Consider the following 21551-nt stretch of genomic DNA (forward strand, 5'->3'; position numbering starts at 1 on the left):
AGGTCTGAAATTTATTGGTTATCTAGGAAGCGCTCAGCATCTAGTGCTGCCATACAACCAGTACCAGCTGACGTAATTGCCTGACGATAGATGTGATCGGATACATCACCAGCAGCAAACACACCTTCAACAGAAGTTTGTGTTGCATTACCATTTAGACCTGACTGAACTACTAAATAGCCATCTTTCATTTCAAGTTGACCTTCAAACATATCAGTATTTGGTTTGTGACCGATTGCAATGAACACACCAGCTAAATCAAGTTGCTCAACATTATCAGAGTCAGTATCTTTAATTTTGATGCCAGTTACACCCATTTCATCACCAACTACTTCATCTAAAGTACGATTAAAGTGAAGCGTGACGTTACCGTTTTTTGCTTTTTCCATTAAACGGTCAGACAAAATCTTTTCACTGCGGAATGAGTCGCGACGGTGAATAACATGAACTTCATCTGCAATGTTAGAAAGATACAAAGCTTCTTCAACAGCAGTGTTACCACCACCAACAACCGCTACTTTTTGGCCGCGGTAGAAGAAACCGTCACATGTAGCACATGCAGAAACACCACGACCTTGGAAAGCTGTTTCAGATTCAAGGCCTAAATACTTAGCTGAAGCACCAGTAGCAATGATAAGTGCATCACAAGTGTATGTACCTTGATCGCCTGTCAGCGTAAATGGACGCTTTGTAACGTCTACTTTGTTGATATGGTCGAAAACGATCTCAGTTTCAAAACGTTCTGCATGTTCTTTCATACGATCCATCAATGCAGGACCAGTTAAGCCGTGTGCGTCACCAGGCCAATTTTCAACTTCAGTCGTTGTAGTTAGCTGACCACCTTGCTGCATACCAGTAATTAGCACAGGGTTTAAATTTGCGCGCGCAGCATAAACTGCAGCAGTATAACCTGCAGGGCCTGAGCCTAAAATTAAAAGTTTACAGTGTTTTGCATCACTCATGAGGTATTCCTAATCAATTATCTTTTTAACGAAGTGAGGACGATTCTATGTAAAACAAGTGAGAAGTAAAATAAATTAGGAATATTGAAAATTAATAAATTTAAAAGGTGTCAAATAATCTGTACTTGTTGAAAAAAACATCCAAAAATCGATGTTTTATCAGAAATTCATGACCTAATAATATTTTTTTGATATGTTCTTACTAATTTTGTGTGAGACTCTGGATTGAGTCACCTTTATTTATAGGTTGTTATGGCATTTTGGCAGGACATTCCAAGCTTTGAGTTAGCAGACAAAGACGTTGAAATACTAAATAGCGCAAAGCAATATCATGAAAGACTGTTAAGTCTCATTGAAAGCGCTAAATATCGGATTTATATCACTGCTTTGTATTTACAAGATGATGAAGCGGGTAGAGAAGTGCTTTCAGCACTTCATAAAGCTTCACTTGCAAACCCAACGCTTGAGGTTAATGTATTAGTTGATTTTCACCGAGCTCAACGTGGCCTCATAGGCGCTGCGAAATCAGAGGGAAATGCAGCCTTATACTGTGATGAACTAGAAAAACATCTAAGTAATGTAAAAGTATTTGGTGTGCCAGTTAAAGGCAAAGAACTATTTGGCGTTCTGCATTTAAAAGGTATCGTTATCGACGACGCCTTGCTTTATAGCGGTGCTAGCATAAACAATGTGTATATGAATGTGGGTGAAAAATATCGACTAGATAGATACTTCATCTTGCAACAGCCAGGGTTAGCGGATTCTTTTTGTAATTTCACAAATGATTTTTTGTTGTCGTCAGAGGCAGTACCAAGAATAGATAGCCGCCCAATACCTAAATACAATGAGATTAAAGTATCTCAGCGCCAACTTATGAAAGAGTTGAGAAAAGGTCGATACAACATAGAATCAGCTAACACAGATTCTCCTTTAAATGTTCGACCATTCTTAGGGTTTGGTAGACGTGCAAATAAGTTGAACAGGTTAATTAAAACATTGTTTGACACAACAGAAAAAGAACTGCTGCTTTACACGCCATACTTTAACTTTCCTGCGCCACTGCTTCGATCTTTACGTCGTTTATTAAAGCAAGGTAAAGAAGTAACCATTGTTGTTGGTGATAAAACAGCGAATGATTTTTATATTTCTCCAGAACAGCAATTTAGTAAAATAGGTGCTTTACCTTATCTTTATGAAACAATTTTATTTAAATTTTTAAAATCTAATAAAAGGTTCATTCAATCAGGGTTACTTAAGGTGTACCTCTGGAAACATGAAAATAACTCTTTTCATTTGAAAGGCGTGAGTAAAGATGGTCAACTCCATCTACTGAGTGGTCATAACCTAAATCCTAGGGCTTGGGGCTTAGATATCGAAAATGGTATTTTGATCGAAGATAAAGCGCGCAAGCTAGACCAATTGTTATTGAATGAGAAGCAAGACATTCTTCAACACTGTCGGTTATTATCTAGTCATGAAGATCTGGAGTCAGTTCAAGACTACCCACAACCTGTCAGGAAACTACTAGGTCAGGCGAAGCGTGTAAAAGTTGACTTCATAATCAAAAGATTCATTTAGAAAAAGGCCAATTATGGCCTTTTTTTATTGAGTTTTTTCTACTAAATATACTTTCTTAAATTTCTACAAAGTTGATATTTTAGACTAAGGTTAAATAAACAAAATCAACTAGATGAAATTATGACGGCCATCCAATATTGCTTTATTCTTTGTTTTTTTGCCTATAGTTCATCAAATTGGGCGCAATCAGTTCACCAATTCAATATTTATCATGACTCAGATTACTCAAACCATTTTGCATCCGCCAATGCAATCAAAATGGGATTTATGTCTGCGTTAGAATCTGAAAAAAGCAGGCTAGAAAACGTCGAGTTTAAATTCCTAGAAATGGATCATCGAGGTAATAGCAATCGTAGTTTGTTACATATGAAGAAGTTTCTTAAAGATCCTAAAGCATTATTTATTTTAGGTGGTCTTCATTCCCCTCCGTACATAAAAAATAGAACCTTCATCAATAAAGAGCAGATTTTATTGTTGGTACCTTGGGCTGCAGGCGGTCCAATTACTCGCTATGAGCATGGAACAAACTGGGTTTTTAGATTGTCAGTAGACGACACTAAAGCAGGGTACCGAATAATCCAATTTGTAAAAGAAGCACGCTCTTGTAAACAGCCTCATTTACTGCTTGAAAATACGCCATGGGGCAAATCAAACGAACGAACCATGCAAGATGCGCTAGGTAAAAATAAAGCTGAAGTCACTTGGTTTAATTGGAATACGAGACTAAAAAAATCAAAGTTAATTTTGAGGGGGATCATAAATACAGGAGCGGACTGTATTGTCTTTGTTGGAAATGCTATTGAAGGTAAATATTTTACTCAGGCAATGGCAGAAATTGATAAAACTTTACAAAAGCCAATCATTAGTCATTGGGGAATTACAGGTGGAAATTTCTTCACTAATACCAAGCAATACTTAAAGGATGGTATTGACCTTAATTTTATTCAGTCTTGTTTCTCGTTTGATGATCTACCTCGTTCAGATAGCGCAAAGAAAGCGATTAAGTCTGCGAAGAAATTGTTTAAGAGTGATTTTGACGTTGAGACATTGCAGGCTCCAGCTGGTTTTGTGCATGGCTATGATTTGGGGTTACTGTTTGTTCAGGCCATGACACAAATTAAAACTACAAAGAATATAGTTAGTACAAGAGAGGCGTTAAGACATGCGCTCGAGAATCTCAACTCAACAGTAGATGGCTTGATTAAGGTTTACTCTAGGCCATTTTCAAATAAGGGTGTAGATTCACATGAAGCCTTAGGTTTAGAGGACTTTTGTATGGCTAGATACAAAGAAAATGGCTCTATTTCTATCATTAAGAATAAAGGCTAGGGTGTGAAATCACATTTTTTAAAGATGCAACTTGATGCAAATAAAGCTTTTATAGTATTTGTTGTAATGAGTCTTTTTTTATCGGTATTGATAAGCGTGATGCTAGTAGGAAGAGAAGCCTCATCAGTATTAAACGGCTATAAGCAACAAGCATCAGAAACAGAAGCGAAGCTTAGTGCAAAATATATAGAAAATTTTTTAGAAACTAGAATTTTGTTGCTGAAAGATTTAGCAAGTCAACCCATCATCATTAACGGCGTTATGGGTTCAGGTGTGTCAGAAGCGTCTTTAAATGATTATTTGTCCGAGTTTAAAATTCTAGGTATAAAAGAACAACTTTGGGTATTCAATGTCCTTGGTGATTATGTCTATAGAAATAGTGAAGAGCAGGCTATTAGGGAAACTCCAAGTGACTGGCTTGAAGATTTACTTAATGGAGAGCTTTCATATGCTGTATTGCTTGATCAAAACCAAGGGCAAGCATATTTCAAATTGGCAGTGCCGATTAACTATAATGGATTCACCGAAGGAGCACTGATTGTCAAGTTTGAAACCCCTATTGATGTTTTATTGTCTGAAGTCCTTGAGTCAAATACACATGGCGTTAAACTGTCAGGCCCTTGGTTAAGTTATTCAAATTTAAGTACAAATAATCAGTACGACTCAGTTTTAAAGTCTGACCTTCATAGTTCAGGATTAATGCTGAATTACTTAGTTGATTCTACTTTGGTAGAAAAACAAGTGAAGCAAGTCATCATAAGTATCGCCAGTGCAATTTTTGTGAGTTTGTTTTTATCTTCTTTATTCTTATTCTTAGTAGGCCAGAAGCTACTTTTAAATCCCTATAGAAAGCTTGAATTGTCTCAACAAGCAACAAAATTGAGTGAAGAAAGGTTAAACCTTGCTATCAACGGGAGTTTAGATGGCATTTGGGACTGGGATATAAAAACAGGAAAGGTATTTTGTTCTGAGCGTTTCAGGGAATTACTCGGTTATGCCCCCAATGATGAGTTTCCCGAGGACTACACTGTCTTAGAAAGAATGGTTCATATTGAAGATCGTGAGTATGTAAAAAGAAGCTTAAAGGCGCATCTTCAGCAAAAAGCAATTTATGATGTGCAACACAGATTCATGACCAAAAAAGGGGAGTTTAGAGTCTACAGAGTGAAGGGCGATGCATTATTTGACAGTACTAACAAAGCCATCAGAATGGCTGGGTCAATGACTGATGTCACAGAGCAAATACAAGCCCAACAAGCGCTAAAAAAAGCGAAAGAAGAAAATGATTTATTAGCTCTTTCTATTAATGCTAGTAACCTCGGAGTAACAATAAGCTCAGTATCTGATCCAGAGTTTCCTCTTTTATATATAAACCAAGCTTTTACTAACATTACTGGTTATGGAGATGAGATCCTAGGGAAAAGCTGTCGTTTCTTACAAGGAGAGCAAACGTGTCAGATCTCAGTTGAAAAGATCAGACAGGCTTTACAAAATCATGACATAGTGAAAGTTGACCTCTTAAATTACAAAAAAAATGGTCAACCATTTTGGAATAGTTTACAGCTTTTTCCAGTACATAATGAGTCTCGAGAGCTCACTGCTTATGTTGGTATTCAACAAGACATAACAGATAGAGTTGCATCAGAAAAAGCGTTAAAAGAAGCTAAAATGATGGCGGAGCAAGCCAGTATTGCCAAAAGCGAGTTTTTGGCTTCAATGAGTCATGAAATTCGTACACCAATGAATGGGGTACTAGGCATGCTTAATTTGCTGCTTAATAGTGACTTAAATGCAGAACAACAACACCGAATAAACGTTGCAATGAGCAGTGCTAATTCTCTTTTAACACTAATCAATGACATCTTAGACTTTTCAAAAGTGGATGCAGGAAAGCTCGAGCTAGAACACTTAGAATTTGATTTGCGAGGGTTGCTCGGTGACTTTGCGGAGTCAGCCGTCATACAAGCACATAACAAACGCATAGAACTCATTTTAGATGTAACAAACATAGATGAAGCTGTTGTAATTGGTGACCCCGGTAGGTTGAGGCAAATCTTAAGCAATTTGGTCGGTAATGCCATTAAGTTTACTTCAGATGGTGAAGTATTAATAGAAGCCACCTTGATTGAGTTTGACACTGACAACTGGCAATTAAATTGTAATATCAAAGACACTGGCATTGGTATTTCGCCTGAGCAACAAACTAAATTGTTTCAATCCTTCAGTCAGGTTGATGCTTCAACGACCAGAAAATATGGCGGTACAGGGCTTGGCCTGGCAATAGTAAAAAAACTCTGTGAATTGATGGATGGTGAAGTCTCTGTTTCAAGCCAAGCAGGTAAAGGGTCTTGTTTTAGTTTTTCGATTCTACTAGGAAAGAGTAATGCGTCATTTCATGTTATTCCAGATGTTGAAATGAAGCACCTTAATATTTTACTGGTAGACGATAACAAAACTAATCGTGAAGTACTCCGAGCGCAGCTTGAACATTGGGGGGCTACTGTAACAGAAGCACGTTCTGGCATTGAAGCCTTAACAATTAGCGAAACTTACTTTGCAAAGCACAATAAATGCTTTGATATCGCATTTTTGGATATGCAAATGCCAGTCATGGATGGGGCACAGTTGGGTGAACATATAAAAGCAAACGAACACTTAAAAGCCATGAAGTTAATTATGATGACTTCGATGTGTCATAAAGGCGATGCAAAGTTTTTTGCAAATTTGGGATTCGATGGATATTTTCCCAAGCCTGCAACAACATTCGATTTGTTTGCAGCACTTTCAATCGTTGCAGAAGATGGAGAAGCCCTAAAAGGCGCTAAGCCTTTAGTTACGACTCATTATATAAAGTCGCTTAAAGCCCAGTCAGCTTTGAAGCCTGAAGACATAACTTGGGGGGAGGGTATTCGTATTCTTTTAGCAGAAGATAATCGGGTTAATCAGATTGTTGCACAAAGTATGCTGGCAAAACTAAATTTAACGCATATTGATATCGCAGCTAATGGTGAAGAGGTGATCCAAAGCTTACTTAATACAACAAGAGATACGAAATACACCGTTATTCTCATGGATTGCCAAATGCCAGAAATAGATGGGTATGAGGCCACAATTGCGATTAGAAATGGAAAAGCTGGGGAGCTTTATAAAGATATTCCGATAATTGCTATGACGGCAAATGCGATGGTTGGTGATAAAGATAAATGCCTAGAAGCCGGTATGGATGATTATATTTCAAAGCCAATAAAACCCGAGGTTTTATTCGAACGTTTGTTACAATGGCTGCCTTACAAAGAAATAGAATCATGAGAATAACAAAGCTTGAACTTATTTTTTCGAAGTGTGAATCACTCCTTACTTATATTGACACTGTTCTTATTCACGATTTTTATCGCCATTAATGAAAGCTTTTTACAGATTACTTTACTTTATTTGGTTATAACAAATTCGATCTTTTGTGCTTTATTTCTGCTTGATAAAAAGCGCGCAAAAGTTGATGGGCAAAGAGTGAGTGAATTTAGTTTATGTGTCTCAGCACTTTTATCATTCAACCTTTCAACTTTATTGATGCAAGAATTTATACGCCATAAGACAATAAAATGGCAATTTAACGGCAAGCTCTTAATTACGTTTGTAATTCAAAACATACTTTTATTCTCTTATTTTGCTATTACGGTATTTTAAATTTATTAATTAGTAGCTTGTCATTGAGCTTTATCATCATCACTAAGCTGTTAAAATATGCGTCAGTTTCAAGGGCCGAGAAATCAAATGAAAAGAACAAAACTAGTTAATCAATTAACAGAACTATTAAAACCATTTTCTATTAGCGACTACTGCCCGAATGGTTTACAAGTTGAAGGGGCTGAAGAAATAAAAAAAATCGTGACGGGTGTCACTGCCAGTCAGGCATTGATTGATGCAGCGATAGAAGCTGGTGCAGACACGATTTTGGTTCATCATGGTTTTTTCTGGAAAGGAGAAGACCAAACTATTACGGGCATGAAGCAAAGACGTATAAAAGCTTTATTAGAAAATAACATCAATTTAATTGCATACCACCTTCCTCTTGATGTTCACCCTGAGCTTGGCAACAACGCGCAATTAGCTGAGTTACTCGACATAACTTACGAAAGACCTTTGGAGCCATGGAATAAAAACTGTGTGGCTGTGAAAGGCAAACTTAAAACACCAATGAGCTTAGATTCATTCTCTCAATTGGTAGAAGAAAAGCTAGATAGAAAACCATTAGTAAATCAAGCGGGTGATCATCTAATTAAAACCATCGCTTGGTGTACAGGTGGAGGCCAAAGCTTTATCGATATGGCTGCTAGCCAAGGCATTGATGCCTACTTAACAGGCGAGGCTTCTGAGCAAACAATCCATAGTTCTAATGAACAAAACATCCACTTTATAGCAGCAGGTCATCACGCAACGGAACGCTATGGTGCCAAAGCTTTAGGTGAATACCTGGCTGAAACCTATGATTTAGATGTAGAGTTTATTGATATCAATAATCCGGTTTAACCGCTGAATATGAGTAAGAAAGGCAAAAGCTACAAAGATAAATTAGCGCGAGATAGAAGCTTTAATGCTATCTCGCAAAAATTTAAGAAGAATATTTACGGTACACCTAAAGGCAAAATACGAGAAGCCGTTTTAAAACGTGATTTTTCTCAGCATATTTCTTGGCTAGATAATGCAACTTCACCAAAGCGAATAATCGATATCGGCGGTGGGCAGGGGCAGTTAGCGATTTATTTAGCAAGTTTAGGTCATCACATTACGCTGGTGGATATATCGGAAGACATGATACAGCTTGCAAAAGAGCATGTTGAGCAAGCGGGCTTAAGTACTCAATTTGAATTTATTCACGCACCATTACAGGCATTGCCTGAGTTAGAGTTAGGTACTTTCGACTTTGTACTATGCCATGCGGTGCTTGAATGGTTAGTTGACCAAGTTGAGGCGATCACGATTTTGTCAAAGCTTGTCAACGATGCGGGTTATTTGTCTTTAATGTACTTCAATAAAGACGCGCACTTATTTGCAAATATGGTCTATGGAAATTTTGATTATGTAAATCAAGGGTTGCATGTAAAACAAAAAGTAGGGTTAAGCCCTAATCACCCTGTAGAGCCAGAAGTTGTAGACAATGCTTTAAATCGCGAAAATTTTTTGCGCCATTGTAAAACGGGTGTGCGCTGTTTTCATGATTATTTGAGAGAGCTTGAAAAAGGCAAAGCGCAATTTGATGATTTACTTGCATTAGAGCTTAAATATAACCAACAAGAGCCTTATGCGTCGCTCGGTCGTTATACGCATATATTACTACAAGCAAACCAGTGAATCTCTTAGTAAAATTTAGACTAACTAGAGCCTAAATAAAAAGCCCTTAAATAAGGGCTTTTTCAATTCATTTTTTGTTTTATTTATCAGTCATTAACGCCTTGACGTATTTTACTGGTGTACTGCCATAGCTTAAAAACTGCTCATGGAACGCTTTTAGGTCAAAGTCATTACCTTGCGCGGCTTTTAACGATTCTCTGAAATCATAAATCTCTCTGTAACCGCTGTAGTAGCTAGTTAATTGGACTTGGCTTAATGTCGCACGACGCCATTTACCTTCGGCTTCCGCTTTTTCTTGGAAAGCACCGTTCATTAATAGGTCTAAGCCTTCTTCTTTGTTGATCCCTTTTACTTGAATAGCATAATCTAGGATAGTGTTGCAGATGACACGAAGGTTCCATTTGTAGTACATAAGCCACATTTCGGGTTCAAAATCCCCATAACCTTCTTCTAACATCATACGCTCTGTGTACACCGCCCAACCTTCGATCATCGCGCCATTCGCAAAAATACTCTTAATTAAAGAAGGTGACTCGTTTGAGTAAACTAATTGCGTATAATGGCCAGGGATCGCTTCGTGAATATTTAAGATTTGTAAAATCCAATGGTTATATTCTCTTAAATATGACTCTGCTTGTTCATCAGACATGTTATCCAGTGGAGTCACATTGTAATACGTGTTTTCTTTTTTATCGTATGGGCCAGGTGCACTAATAGACGCACCAGCAAATCCACGCATATACTCTGGTGTTTCACGAACTACCAATGGTTTTTCTGGGTCTAGCGTGATCAGATCTTTTTCTCTGACGAATGCTTCTAAGTCTGGAATTTGGCGCTTAATTTCAGGCACGAATTCGTCACGAGCAACATGCTTGACCGATAGGTGCTTGATGAGTTTAGCTACTGCATCTCTGTCTTCAGATGGGCGTTCAGCGTTCGGGAAATACTTAGGCCATAGTTCATCTGTGATCTTAACCATCTCAGCGGTCACGCGATCTTTGTCAGCAACTGCTTTGTGATACATCTCTTTTGCGCTATACCCTGATTGAATATCTAGTGCGAACTTCTCTTCATAGAGCTTCTCACCAATTCTAAATGAACGGGCGTTACCATTTTCTACAAGCGACTTTTCTAGTTCAGTTAAAAAGTCGATGTAATCATTAATTGCGTCTTTCGCAGCATTGAAACGCTTAACAAACAGTGCTTTATCACTTGAAGATAAATTTGAACCTTCAACTTGCGCCAGTAGTTCGTCTTTTAGCACACTGAAAGCGCCTTTGTTTTGGCCGATAGCAAGCTGGGTATATTCTAAAGTTGGGTTATTAATGTTTGCTTTTGCAGCATCGTAATATGCAGGCACGTATTGAAGGCGTTTTAAAACAGTCGCAAATTTTTCGTCATCAGTTTTAAAACGGCTATTTAAAATTGTCGCAAAACCACCAGATACATTGTAGTTAGACGGGTTCCATTGCCAGCTTTTGAAGGTTTCAGAGTGCCAAATAGTGCGTTTTAAAGCATTTTCGATTAGGTAATAATCTGTCTTTTGCGCTGTCGGCAATGAGTCTAAATCGAACTGTGCTAGTTCGTTTAATTTTGCGTTAGCAAAAGCCAATGTGCTTTCGCGATAGGCTTGATTTGGAATACTGATAATATCATCGTATTTACCATAGCCAGCCCAAGCAGAATGCTCAGGGAACTGTTTCCAATAATCATGGATAAACTGTTCGGAGAACTTAGCAAAATTTTGTTGTACTTGAACGCTGTTATTTTCAGTTTGTTGTGTACTTGTTTGCGAACAAGCAGTCAGTCCAAGCGCTGCGATAAGTGCGAGCGAGAGTGCAGTTTTTTTCATGAGTGTTCCTTGTTAGTGATTCTTATCTATTTTATCAGCTTTTTCATGATTAGCCTGTGCATCAGGGGTAGAAGGCAAAAAAGCTGCACCGGATTGCGATTTTCCGCAGACATCATCTGGGTTATACATTGGGCATTGGGCCATAGATAAACAGCCGCAGCCAATACAGCCGTCGACTTTGTCTCTGATCTGCTCTAGATACTCAATTTGCTTGGTCAGTTGTGCGCGCCATCGCTGAGACAAATTTGTCCAATCTTTTTTAGTCGGGGTTCTATTATCAGGCAATGCATCTAGGGTCTCTTTGATGTCTTGTAATGTAACCCCCATATGTTGTGCTGCTTTGATCACAGCAATTCGCCTGAGCACATCGGGTTTGTATCGACGTTGATTTCCTTGATTTCGCCAACTTCTGATCAGCCCTTTGGTTTCATAGAAATGTAGGGTTGACACTTTTACGCCAGCACGCTTGGCAATATATCCGACAGACAAGGTTGCATCTTGAAGTGGTTTGCTCATTATCATCTCATAAAAACGTGTTTTAGCGACTTTAAACGCATTTGTCAGAATTTGCTAATGGTATAAGGTGTCAATATGTTACAGTTTTCGTGATATTTCACGAGGAATACTATGTCTCACTTACTAAAACGTTTACTAAATGATCCTGAACTACTACTTAACTCTGTTGGTGAAGGCATTTACGGTTTCGACTTATCAGGTAATGCAGTATTTATAAACCCTGCAGCTGAGCGTATGACAGGTTGGAAAGCCCAAGAGTTAATAGGTAAAAAAATTCATCAATACAATCATCATAGCTATGCTGATGGTTCGCCGTATCCGGCAGACGAATGCAACATCTACTGTACTATGTTTGATGGCAAAGTAAGACAAATATCCGACGAAGTGTTCTGGAGAAAAGATGGCACTAGTTTCCCTGTGGAATATACCTCTACGCCAGTATTCAAAGACGGACAAATTATCGGGGCAGTCGCGATATTTCGCGATGTAACAAAGCAGCATGAAGCAGAAAGCGCACTAAGAGCCGCATTAGAGCAAGTCCAAACTTTAACTGAGCAATTAAAAGAAGAAAATTCTTACTTGTTGGAAGAGTTAAATGCAGATTGGCAAGAGTCAGGTTTAGTCGGGCAAAGTCATATCTTCCAAACCATGCTTGAACAAATCAACTTGGTTGCAAAAACAAGCAGTACCGTATTGATTTTAGGAGAAAATGGTACAGGTAAAGAGCTTGTTGCCAGAAACCTCCATAGATTGAGTAATCGCAGCTCAAAACCATTTGTAAAAGTAAATTGTGCTGCTTTTACGCCTAGTTTATTAGAGTCTGAGTTATTTGGGCATGAAAAGGGCGCATTCACAGGTGCCAATGAGAGAAGAAAAGGGCGCTTTGAACTCGCAGATACGGGCACCTTGTTTTTAGATGAAATTGCGGAGCTATCGCTTGAGGCACAAAGTAAACTATTGCGCGTACTCCAAGAGCAAGAGTTTGAACGTGTAGGCGGCAGTAAAACGCTAAAAGTTGATATTCGTATTATAGCGGCAACCAATAAAGATTTGTGGCAAATGGTTGGAAAAGGTGAGTTTAGAATGGACCTTTATTATCGCCTCAACGTCTTTCCTATCAGAGTACCAAGCCTAAAAGAGCGAAAAGAAGACATTCCACTACTGTGCATAAACCTCATTAATCAGCTCAATAAAAGGCTAGGTAAACACTTAATGGGGCTTACAAAAGCTGCGATAGACAAACTTCAAGCTTATGATTGGCCTGGAAATATCAGAGAGTTACAAAATATATTAGAGCGAGAGGCTATCTTGTCTAAAGGACGATTAGTGTCAATTACTCAGCCATTAAATATGACGGATGAACAAATGCTTGAAGGTCAAAGTTTAAGGCTCGATGAGGCAGAGAAACTTCATATTGAACACGTATTAGAACTTTCTAATTGGCGAATAGCAGGCCCAAAAGGCGCTGCGACTAAATTAGGGCTTCCCGAGAGCACACTTCGCTCTAAAATGAAAAAACTGAAAATAACTAAAAATCGCGAAATATAACGTTATTCGTGAAATGTCGCGTTTACATATTTTTATTATAAAATTAAGTTTATAAAAAACAGTTGCTTATAAACTTTCAGATTGGACTGAAACTTGCTCTATAGACATTAACTAATGTTAGTAGAGCAAGTACTATGAAGTTTGATATTAAAGAAGAAGACATGATCATTAAGCCACATAAATCGGAAGGTCCGATTTATGTGCGAGAACAAAAAGGTTTTTTCCAAAAAATCCGTCGTAATCTTGGCTGGGTTTTAATGCTGACCTTTATTGCTATTCCTTGGCTGCAATATAACGGCCAGCAGGCGGTATTGTTCGATGTAGGCAGTCAACATTTTAGAGTTTTCGGCCTCACATTTTTGCCACAAGACTTTATGATTTTAGCTTGGGTATTTATGGCAGGCGCGTTTGCGCTTTTTTTTGTGACCAATTGGCTGGGGCGAGTATGGTGTGGCTATGTGTGCCCACAAACCATTTGGATGCTGATGTTTACTTGGGTCGAGCACCGTATTGAAGGCAGTCGCAATAAACGCATTAAACTAGATAAAAGCCCTTGGGATGCAAAAAAAATTGCTTTAAAAATAGCAAAGCATAGCGCTTGGTTAGCTATCTCTCTCTTCACTGCTACGTCATTTATGGCGTATTTTATACCTGCACAAAAATTATATATCGACATGTTCACACTAGAATGGTCAGGCCTAGTTAGTTTTTGGGTATTCTTATTTGCATTCTGTACCTATGGTAATGCTGGATTTTTAAGAGAAAAAATGTGTACGGTTGCTTGCCCATATTCACGTTTTCAATCTGTGATGTTTGATAAAGACACACTATTAGTCACCTACGATGCACAACGCGGCGAATCACGAGGCAAACGTAAACGTAAACAAGATCCAAAAGATCTCGGCCTCGGTGATTGTGTTGACTGTAACTTGTGTGTTGAAGTTTGCCCAGCAGGTATTGATATTCGAAATGGTCTGCAATATGAATGTATAAACTGTGGTTTGTGTATTGATGCCTGTGATGACACCATGGATAAGTTCGGTTATGCCAAAGGGCTCATTAAATATCAAAGTGAACACGAAGCATCTGGCAAAAAAACCAATCCGTTTAGACTAAAGCTACTTGGATATGCAACCCTTACTGCGCTAATTATTTTAACAATGGTGGTGTGGGCGTTTAATCGTACGCCAATTGAGGCATCGGTGATCCGAGACCGTAATGCGTTATATCGTGTTAACTATGAAGGCTTAGTTGAAAACCCTTATACATTAAGCGTGATCAATAAAACGCAAACCACCATGAGCTATACGGTTAGTCTTGAGGGGTTAGAAAATGCTCAGCTTAATGTGCCTGCTGTGATTGAAATTGAAGGGGGAGAAATGTTGCAAATACCTGTTACTGTTATTAAAGACGGTTATGACTTAAAGCTTAAAGCAACCCCCATTAGTTTTACAATTGAGTCTAAGCAAAGAGCAGACATAAAAATAACGAAAGAAACTTATTTTTATAAAAACTAGTTAGTTATATGGGGCTTATATTAGCCCCTTTTTTGAAGAAGTTGAGTACGTGTTAGTTAACTTATTGACCATTAAAACTGCATATTTTTTTGGAAAATTTATTTCAGGTCAGAAAAGTTTAAGTACCATATCCGCAACGATGGTTTATTTAATAATTCATCATAGTAACCCGTTAAAATTTATTGATTGTTTAATTCATTGACAAAGTTCTGTTGTAAATATTTTGGAACCCACCTCAGCATTAACGAAGCGTATTCTGGTGATGCTTTGATCATACTAAGGCTCATATCAGCTTTTTTTAAAAATTGCTCACTCTCTTTAGATTGATTACATCCAATGAAACCTAAAACGGTTTTTGGTGATTCTGAGATTTGCAATTGAATAAACTGACTCTCTTTTTTTAGCTTGGATTGAAGATAAAGGTGTTCGCCGGGGTAACCAATAATTAAGTCGAGTCTTTTCTTGAGTAGCATATAAGTTAGACTTTCTAAGGAGTCTTTACCTGCACGAACTATCATATCGTCTTGTGGAATTTTAAGGATAATCCTATCGACATTTTGACCATACGAACGTTCAGTTGATTTACCAAGGAGCAGAGCGTTTTTGAAGATAAGGTCTTTTAACGAAGTAGTGGTAATACCTTTGGGGATTACTTTTTCGGCAATATCTTTGTGCATGGCAATGGTTGGTGCTAGACCAATTGTGGAGTATTGTTCAGAAAAATAAAATTGCTGTTTTCTTTGCTCCGTTTTATACAGTGACAACATGCAAGTTGTTTTTTTATTATGTTGTAACTCAAATAAAGCTCGACTAGATGGAATAAATACCTGTTTAAATTTGTATTCAGGAAGCGATTGCTTTAGTAAATTTATGACAGCCTCATCCCTACCTTGTCCTTTATCTACCCCGTCGAGTATATAATATGGCGCAAAGTCTACTTTTAAAAAAGTGACTGTTTTAGCGGCTGATTCAAAACCCAATAGCAGAAAAAAAATAATAACTGGGAACTTAAACATTTTTCTACATTTCAAGTATAAAGATGTTAAGTGTAGCAAATGGTTGATATAAGATTCCAAATAAACAAAATCTTTACAATTATTTATCAAGTGGTAGATTGGAGAAAAGTTAATTTCACATCACCAATACGTTGTTCAGTGGTAGAATATGAAAGTTTTATAAGAGTCTGTAAATAAGGACCCACAGCTATGAGAACATTAATTGTATCCGATATTTTTGGTTGTACAAATCAGCTAAAAAACTTTTGTGAGCAGTTTTCTGGTGAATTGTTAATTGTTTCTCCTTATGAAGCAACTACTGCTGACAATGAACTGCAAGAGCAGTTAATGTACGATAAGTTTATAGACAGGTTAGGCCATGATGGTTACGCAAACAAAGTTCAAGAAGCGCTGATCAAGTTTAGCCCTGACTTTATAATTGCTTTTAGTGCAGGTGCAACTGCGGCTTGGCGAGCTTTAGCCATGACTCCTTTGAAGCGCGTGCAAAAGATGATCGCTTTTTACCCTGGCCAAATTAGACATTTCACAAATTTAAATCCACAATGTCATGTAGATATCTATTTTCCTGACGTTGAAAAGCATTTTGATCTAAATCCTGTTATAGCCACATTGAAGACAATCCCATACCTTAATGTAATTAAATCACGGTATAAACATGGTTTTATGAATGCATTATCTGAAAACTTTAACCATGAAGCATATCAGCATTACGCTAATATTTGTTTGAATGAGCAACAAAACCTACAAGAAATAACAGACAATCATCTTCTTTCTTGTCAGGTGTAGAATATTTTTTGTAATTTACAAGTAGCTTATTGAAAAACAAAGTTAAGTATCTCCTTTGGTCACATAAGACATTTAAACTATACTTCGACTTGCACACCTAAATCTGCACTGAGAGTATGGAAATGTCTAATTTATCCCCGAAAAGCCTTCTATCAACACTGATTTCTTTGTCTTTAATGCAATCGTGCTATTCATACGCGAATGAAAGTATTGAAGTTATCGAAGTTTATGCTCAAAAAAGAAAGCAACTTGAAAGTAAAGTGAGCGTGACTGTTAATCAACTTAAAGGGGAGCAGATAAGTAGTACCGGCTTAAAAGATACGACAGACTTAGGCTTGCTTATTTCAGGTCTTAAAATCAGTCAAAATGCAGCAGAAGGTACGCCACCAGCAATAAATGTTCGTGGAATAGGCTTAATAGATTACAACACTGCAAATACATCTCCGATAGCAATGTATGTAGATGGAGCATCTGTTGGCTCTGCTAATAATCAATTATTAAACCTATTTGATATTGAGCAAGTAGAAGTTTTGAAAGGCCCTCAAGGTACTTTGTTTGGCCGAAATAGCACAGGCGGTGCAATACTTATCAGAAGTAAACGACCGGATGCTGGTGATTATGGACAGCTTACAGTCGGTGCTGGCACTGATGGTTTTTATAAAAGTGATGGCTTTTACAATGTACAGATAGATGATACATCAGCGTTTAGGGCTGCGTTTAATCATAATCGCTACGACTATACGAGCTATAATGTATTTCCTACTTCACCAGAGGCGGGCATGGAACAAAATGATCTGCGATTGAGCTATCTGGGTCAGTGGGATGAGTTGGAATGGTATTTAAAGTTAAATTACAGTCACTGGAATGGTATTGCTCAACCCGTCGGTAATATAGGCATATTCTCAGATCCTGTAAATCGTGTTATGTGCTCAGTTGGTGATATTAATGCCGGAAATTGTTTGGATGCATTTGGGTTTAATGATGGTGTTGACGACTTCTGGGCTGTGAGCGTAAATAATGACTCTCCTCATCATGGTATAAATAAAGGCTGGACAAGTGAATTAACTTGGCAATTAAGTGATGATGCATCGGTCATTTGGCTAAACAGCTTTAACCGCTTAGATAGAGAGCATGCATTCAATTGTGATGGCTCACCTGCGAGGTTATGTGAAGGCCAATTGGGTGTTAAAGCAGAAGTTTTAAATAACGAAGTTCGGTTGAACTATGAATTAGGTGATGATCATTTCACATTTGGCCTATTCTCACTACAAGAAAGAATTTATCAAGACAACTACAATGATATTCTAAGAGATTTACGTGGTACCCCATTTGGCAGTAATTCTGCCAATTTCTTTTATGATAATGACTTAGTCAGTAAATCTTTCGCACTATTTGGACAATATGATTGGCAACTGTCAGAGCGCTTAATCCTCACAACGGGTCTTCGTTACTCTGACGAAGTGTTTGAATACAACTCAATAAGTAACATTAATGTTGTAGTAGATACTAGCTCATTAGAAGGTGTTTTATTGCCTTTCTATCGTGTTAAAGGCGAAGTTAAAGATGATGACATTTCTGGCAAACTTTCCCTAATTTACGCATTGAGTAATAATCATTCAGTATTTTATAGTCTGAGCAATGGTTATAAGAGTGGTGGTTATTATGGGGGGTACTTATCAAGCCCTGAGCAAGCTATGCTTGCAGATTATGGCCCAGAAGAACTTATTTCTAATGAAGTCGGAGGTAAGTTTATTAATGACAATAAAACGTTAAAAATAAACTGGGCATTGTTCCACTATGATTATAAAGACCAGCAGGTCTTCATGAATCAGCCCTCTCTCATTGAAGGCGCTCCGCCGATACAACTTCTAGAAAATGTCGGTGACTCAAAAATTTACGGTTCAGATATTGATGTTAAGTATAAATTAACAGATGAATTTAACACCACCTTAGGCTTTAGTTATATTCCACATGCAGAATTTGAAAAATTTATTGACCCACTTGGCAATGAACTGACAAACCATCGCTTACCTTTTACTTCCGAAATGAATATAAATGGCGCGCTTACTTATGAAACAGATCTACAAGCTAACCTAAGGATGACAGCAACGTTGGGTTTTGATTACCAGTCGGATTATTATTTTGACCAAAATCAAAATATCCTGGCTCACCAAACAAGCTATACATTATGGTATATGAATAGCCAAATTACTTTTAAAAACTATCAGCTAAGATTTTGGGCTAAAAATCTATTTGATAAAGAATATAGTCACTTAAAATTCGACTTATCTAGCTTCTTAGGTATGTTAGAAGACTTTAAAGGTGAGGGCAGGCGTGTTGGGCTAGAGGTTTCATATAACTTTTGATTGATATGATGAATAAACACAGAAGAGTAGTTGGCTGACTTAATGCGTAAATTGATACTTTCTATTACGCTGATTATATTGAGTATTGTGTGTGCGGTGTCACACGCACAGACATTTAATTATCACCATAACATGCAAGAAACAAATTTGCATGATTCAGCCTTACTTTTAAAGTCGAAAGAAAATGTGGTTTTCCCTTCAGATTATCAATCTGTAAAAGAATGGCAACAAGGCCTTGAGATACTGCCAAAGAGGGCGCTTTTTGGAGGAAAGTACTGGCTTGTTACAGAACTTGTAAATCATACCAATGACACAGAGTTTGTCTTATATCCCTACAATACCGTTGTATCAAGAATAGAAAGTAAGCTCTACAGTGAAGAAGGTGAAGTTCAAACTATTGTTACAGGGGGAGAAGTCAGTAATGAATTTGCATTTCATTACGGTAACTCGATTCGACTCAACCCGAATGAAAAATATGTATTGGTCACTTCTTTTGAAAGTGATTTTTTTTACACACCCATCAAATTTGTCATTAAACCTAAAGAAGAGTTCGAGCGTTTAGTCGTCACTGAAAATTTGGTAATGATTTTATGCTTTGGTGTTGGCTTAGTTCTAGGTTTGTACAATCTACTTATTTACTTCGGCTCAAAAGACAAAACGCATTTATATTACGCATTATTTGCTATTTGCTGGGTTTTTGCGTGGAGTCACTTTTTCCATATTTCTGATCAACTATTTGGCTTTTATTCCCCGAATCTACACTGGCTTGGTTTTGCCTTAACGCCGCTAACGAATATCCTTTTTTACATTAACTTGCTAAAACTTAAAGAAACCCATCCAAAATTAACCAATGGGTCACTCTTGCTAGGTGTTATAGCTGCGTGTGGTATACCAATGGCGATGTTGTTTCCAAGTTTTGGTTTTCTCTGGGCCACAATCGTTACTGGCGCAGCACTTTGTTTGGGACTCTATGTAGGCTTTTTGCGAATAAGCGAAGGCTTTAAACCTGCAAGATATTTTGTACTTGCGTATGTCGCAATGGCCATTCCAAACATGATTGGTAATCTAACTAACCTTGGCGTGTTGCCTCCATCTAGCTTAAACCTCTATCTACTTGGGCTAATAGGGACAGCAATGGATGCGCTGTTGCTGGCATTTGCTGTTGCAGATAAGTTTAGATTAACCAATTTAGAAAATATTGAGCTCAACAAAAATCTAGAATTGAAAGTACTACAAAGGACTCAGGAGTTAGAAGATTTAGCTTCTGAATTACGTGATGCCAGTGAAGCAAAAAGTCGATTTTTAGCAAATATGAGTCACGAAATTAGAACGCCGATGACTTCAATTATCGGTTATGCAGATGGCATGTTGCTAGGTGACATAAAACCCTCTGAAAAAGGGCATGCTATCAATGTCATTCTCCAAAATGCCAGACATGTACAAAACCTGATAAACGACATTTTGGATATGTCTAAGATTGAAGCCAATAGGTTGGAAGTAGAATTAATTGAAGCAGATATGTTTAGATGTATTGCTGAAATTGAATCACTCCTCGGTAAACAGATAAGAGATAAAGGCTTAGAATTTGAATTAAATTATCATTTTCCTTTACCAAACTTAATTGTTATTGACCCGACCAGATTCAGACAAATATTGCTAAATCTAACTTCAAACGCATTAAAATTTACCAGTGTGGGTAAGATCTGTATTGATGTGTCATGTGGTGACGAGAAGTTGAAAATCTCGGTGAGAGATACCGGAATAGGCATGACCAAAGATGAAATTAAATCATTGTTTACTGCTTTCCATCAGGCTGATACTTCTACCACACGGCGTTATGGTGGTACGGGCTTAGGTCTTAATATATCAAAAAGTTTAGCCCGTAAGCTTGATGGTGATATTACCGTTGAAAGTAATGTGGGCTCAGGTACTACGTTTACACTTGAGTTAGGTTTATATACAACCAAAGATACTCAATGGGTGAGCAATCTTAATGAGTTGCCACAATCTCAATTAGACCTACAATCTATTGATACATCGGGCACGCTTAAAGGCAAAGTATTGCTTGCTGAGGACCATCCAGATAATAGAAAGCTTATCACCATTATACTTGAAGGCATGGGACTTCAGGTGATCGCGGCCGAAAATGGGCAAGAAGCCGTTCAAGCTGTTTTAGATCATGAGTTTGATTTAATCTTATTGGATATACAAATGCCTGTAATGGATGGTGAAGAAGCATTTAAGTTTATCCAAGCAACTGGGGTTAGTTCACCTGTATTAGCACTAACCGCGAATACCATGACTCATGAAGTAGAGCGTTATCTAAAAATGGGCTTTACGGATCATTTATCAAAGCCAATAGATAGAACAAAGTTCCATAAGAAGATAAGCCATTATCTCAACCTAGAAGTAGAAGAGTTAAACCTTCCTATCGGTGAGTTTGAAGCTCTACAAAATAACTACCTTCAGGGGTTAGACGAACAAAAACACCTATTGCACTCAAGTTATGAAAATAGTGATTTTGTGGCACTGAAAAGGCATGTACATGCCATCAAGGGGACTGCGGGTATGTTTGAGTGTCACGAAATTCATAACTATGCGACACAACTTGATGAGTTACTGAAAAGCGGTAGTTTAGAAGGTGTTGACGTACTGTTAGACCTTTTAGTCAATGCGATGTCTGATGCTTCAAAAGCAGTTATGAATTAGTGACTTTGCTACTTTCTTCTGTT

At 37.7% G+C, this 21551-nt stretch carries 15 protein-coding genes; 11 read left to right on the top strand and 4 right to left on the bottom strand.

The genetic code is table 11. The features are described 5' to 3' along the window. Positions 1-11: 11 nt before the first annotated feature. Positions 12-962: a thioredoxin-disulfide reductase gene (gene trxB / locus AC1HJP_RS11405; RefSeq protein WP_138482380.1), complete on the bottom strand. Its 951-nt coding sequence runs from the start codon at positions 960-962 to the stop codon at positions 12-14. A gap of 252 nt (positions 963-1214) precedes the next feature. Between trxB and pssA the strand changes: the two genes are divergently transcribed. From pssA to AC1HJP_RS11435, 6 genes are all read left to right on the top strand, one after another. Further along, a complete protein-coding gene (gene pssA / locus AC1HJP_RS11410) occupies positions 1215-2540 on the top strand; it encodes a CDP-diacylglycerol--serine O-phosphatidyltransferase (protein WP_480361929.1) in 1326 nt (441 codons plus the stop codon). A 120-nt stretch (positions 2541-2660) separates the two neighbouring features. Continuing rightward, positions 2661-3869, top strand: a complete 1209-nt coding sequence (locus AC1HJP_RS11415) for an ABC transporter substrate-binding protein (RefSeq protein ID WP_480361930.1) — start codon at positions 2661-2663, stop codon at positions 3867-3869. A 3-nt stretch (positions 3870-3872) separates the two neighbouring features. Beyond that, positions 3873-7178: a response regulator gene (locus AC1HJP_RS11420; protein ID WP_480361931.1), complete on the top strand. Its 3306-nt coding sequence runs from the start codon at positions 3873-3875 to the stop codon at positions 7176-7178. A 33-nt stretch (positions 7179-7211) separates the two neighbouring features. Further along, on the top strand, positions 7212-7553 hold the full coding sequence (locus AC1HJP_RS11425; RefSeq protein ID WP_480362007.1) for a DUF1294 domain-containing protein: 342 nt from the start codon (positions 7212-7214) through the stop codon (positions 7551-7553). Positions 7554-7640: 87 nt separating this feature from the next. Further along, complete coding sequence (locus AC1HJP_RS11430) at positions 7641-8396, top strand: Nif3-like dinuclear metal center hexameric protein (RefSeq protein WP_480361932.1); 756 nt, start codon at positions 7641-7643, stop codon at positions 8394-8396. A 9-nt stretch (positions 8397-8405) separates the two neighbouring features. Continuing rightward, a complete protein-coding gene (locus AC1HJP_RS11435) occupies positions 8406-9218 on the top strand; it encodes a methyltransferase domain-containing protein (protein ID WP_480361933.1) in 813 nt (270 codons plus the stop codon). Positions 9219-9297: 79 nt separating this feature from the next. Here AC1HJP_RS11435 and AC1HJP_RS11440 read toward each other — a convergent pair whose 3' ends face one another. After that, positions 9298-11070, bottom strand: a complete 1773-nt coding sequence (locus AC1HJP_RS11440; RefSeq protein WP_480361934.1) for a DUF885 domain-containing protein — start codon at positions 11068-11070, stop codon at positions 9298-9300. 12 nt (positions 11071-11082) lie between these two features. Further along, positions 11083-11592, bottom strand: coding sequence for a redox-sensitive transcriptional activator SoxR (gene soxR, locus AC1HJP_RS11445; protein ID WP_480361935.1), 510 nt, complete (start codon positions 11590-11592; stop codon positions 11083-11085). 105 nt (positions 11593-11697) lie between these two features. Here soxR and AC1HJP_RS11450 point away from each other — a divergent pair, with 105 nt between their 5' ends. Both AC1HJP_RS11450 and ccoG read left to right on the top strand, forming a co-directional pair. Continuing rightward, positions 11698-13134 (top strand): sigma-54 interaction domain-containing protein, encoded by a 1437-nt coding sequence (locus AC1HJP_RS11450; RefSeq protein ID WP_480361936.1) that lies wholly within the window; start codon positions 11698-11700, stop codon positions 13132-13134. A 134-nt stretch (positions 13135-13268) separates the two neighbouring features. Beyond that, on the top strand, positions 13269-14651 hold the full coding sequence (gene ccoG, locus AC1HJP_RS11455) for a cytochrome c oxidase accessory protein CcoG (protein ID WP_480361937.1): 1383 nt from the start codon (positions 13269-13271) through the stop codon (positions 14649-14651). A 179-nt stretch (positions 14652-14830) separates the two neighbouring features. Here ccoG and AC1HJP_RS11460 read toward each other — a convergent pair whose 3' ends face one another. Then, entirely contained in the window at positions 14831-15667 is an 837-nt protein-coding gene (locus tag AC1HJP_RS11460; RefSeq protein WP_480361938.1) for a transporter substrate-binding domain-containing protein, read from the bottom strand. A 189-nt stretch (positions 15668-15856) separates the two neighbouring features. Here AC1HJP_RS11460 and AC1HJP_RS11465 point away from each other — a divergent pair, with 189 nt between their 5' ends. From AC1HJP_RS11465 to AC1HJP_RS11475, 3 genes are all read left to right on the top strand, one after another. Continuing rightward, positions 15857-16453, top strand: coding sequence for a dienelactone hydrolase family protein (locus tag AC1HJP_RS11465; RefSeq protein ID WP_480361939.1), 597 nt, complete (start codon positions 15857-15859; stop codon positions 16451-16453). Between the two features lie 122 nt (positions 16454-16575). Then, entirely contained in the window at positions 16576-18819 is a 2244-nt protein-coding gene (locus AC1HJP_RS11470) for a TonB-dependent receptor (protein WP_480361940.1), read from the top strand. Positions 18820-18861: 42 nt separating this feature from the next. After that, complete coding sequence (locus tag AC1HJP_RS11475; protein ID WP_480361941.1) at positions 18862-21528, top strand: 7TM diverse intracellular signaling domain-containing protein; 2667 nt, start codon at positions 18862-18864, stop codon at positions 21526-21528. Positions 21529-21551 lie beyond the last annotated feature (23 nt).

This window comes from Pseudoalteromonas sp. NFXS53, assembly GCF_056629255.1.